General features: G+C 72.3%; 1 protein-coding gene. It reads right to left on the bottom strand.

Translation table 11 applies throughout. From position 1 onward, the window contains the following. Nucleotides 1-157: 157 nt before the first annotated feature. A partial coding sequence (locus ACIG5F_RS49205; protein ID WP_396527280.1) for a helicase HerA domain-containing protein occupies nucleotides 158-2,132 on the bottom strand: 1,975 nt, incomplete at its 5' end.

Raw genomic sequence — 2,132 nt, 5'->3', positions numbered from 1 at the left:
AGCACGCGGTGCTCGCGCAGCATCCTGGCCAGCCACCGGTCTCGGGCGGTGAGGCGTCGGGCGAGCCAGGCCAGGTGCTCGGGCGTGACAACGGATCTGGGGAGCGGTTGTTGCGGGAGGTGGCCGCGGAGTTGGCGTTGGGGGGTGGGGTCGCTGATCATGGCCGCTCCGATCGACGTGGGTCGGCGACGCGGTCGCGCGGCCGGCTGGTCGAGGTCGTGTTCAGCGGGCGGGTGTTGGCCCTCGCCGCCGCGCGGATCGCCTTGGCGCGGCCGGGAATGGCGCGCGGGAGCTTGCAGGTGGTGGCGGTGAACGCCGGGGTCTCGGCACCGCCCACGACGAGGCGGGCGGCGATCTGGAAGCGGCCGAGGTTGGCCAGGTCGTGGGCGGACAGGCGGGGTTCGGTGTGGCGGACCAGGCGGCGGGCGTCCTCGGGGCTGGTGGAGAAGAAGACCTTCGACCGGGCGTTGGCGGAGATCCCTTCCTCCAGGTCCTTGGTCAGCTGGTTCCAGTACTGGTGAGCCAGGGTCATCGCCAGCGGGTAGGCACGGGCCTCGGCGAGCATGTCCTCCAGCGGGTACGGGAGGTTGAGGAACTGGTGGCACTCGTCGACATACAGCGAGCACGGCCGCCGCAGACGCTTCGGCACGCGAGCGCGGCGGGTCGCCGCCTGCCAGGTGCGGGCCACCACGATCGAGCCGAACAGGCAGGCGGTCTCGGTGCCCAGCGCGTCCTTCCCGATCCGCACCAAACAGATCTGCCCGTCCAGCACCGCGTCCATGTCCACCGTGGATGGTCCGCCGGCGATGGCCGCTCGCACGAACGGCCGCAACAGGAAGCCGCGGACCTTGTTCATCAGCGGGGCGATGACCTGGCTCTGCATGGCCGGGGTGAGGCTGGCATACCACTGCCAGAAGCCCAGGAGCACCGGGTCCTCGATCTTCTCGACCAGACGTGCCCGGAACTGCGGGACGGTCAGCAGCTTCGGCAGGTCAAGCAGCGTCGGCGTGCCGGGGATCGAGGTCAGGGTGAGCAGTGATGCCCGGAGGATGTCTTCGGTGCGCGCGCCCCAGGAGTCGGCGTAGACGCGGGAGAAGATGCCGACGAGGTCGTCGACCACGCGCGCGGTGTCCTCTCCTTCCAAGGGGTTGATCACCGGTGGGCGGGAGCGGCTGTCGGCGTCGAACAGCACCACCTTCTCCCCCGCCGACTCCGGCAGGCGCATGAGAACGTCGGTGACCAGGTCGCCCTTGGGATCGATCACGACCACGCCACGGCCAGCGGTGGCGTCGTCGAGGATGAGCTGGGCGAGCAGTTCGGACTTGCCGCTGCCGGTCGCGCCGAGCACGTGCAGGTGGTAAGCCGCGTCGGCCACGTGCAGGCCGACCGGACGGGGATGTCCGCTGTCGCTGACGCCGATCGGCTTGATCCCTGGCCCGGCGGCCGGCGTGCCAGGGGGCGGTGCCACGGCGCGGGCGCCGGCACGGTGCAGGCCGGGGACGGTGTCGTCGGTGGGCAGGTGCGCCACCGCCGCCAGCTCGGGCACCGACAGCAGGTCGCCCCGGTCCAGCCACCGGCCGGCCAACGCGTCGGGCAACCGGCGCAGGTGGACGCGGCGGTAGCGGTTGTGGTCGCTGAACGCGGCGAACGCGGAGGCGACGGCATGCGCCCGACCCCGCAGCACCTCCCGTGCCGCAGGCGCTTGGGCGTGCGGGACGGCTGTGGAGATCGCGTAGCGGATCCGGGTCTCGAACTGGGCTCCGCGCTGTTTGGTGACGATCACCTTGTCCTGGGCCGAGTGCTCGAGTGCGACGTGCCGGTCCTGAGATCCCGATGGCGGTGTTCGACGGCTCGACGGGCCTGGGGTGAGGGCGTCGAGGAGCAGTCCGACCGGCCGGACCGGCTGCGCGGCATGCAGGCGGCGGGCGGCGCGTCGGGCCCGCGCGACTCGCCGCCCGGCGACGGGCCGGGTGAGGATCTGCACGCAGGCGTGCTCGGCGCGGCCCAACCCGGTCAGCGCGCCGAGCAGGGCCCGGATCGGGTCCGCGTCGAAGTCGGACCTGATGGGCAGTGCCTCGCTGCGTGCCAGCCGCAGCTCTCCCCCCACGGCCAGCCGGACCTCGCCGTCGACT

This window comes from Kutzneria sp. NPDC052558 (assembly GCF_044547355.1).
Taxonomy (GTDB): Bacteria; Actinomycetota; Actinomycetes; order Mycobacteriales; family Pseudonocardiaceae; genus Kutzneria.
The sequence above is the reverse complement of the archived record's forward strand: the minus strand, read 5'-3'. Positions and strand labels throughout refer to the sequence as shown.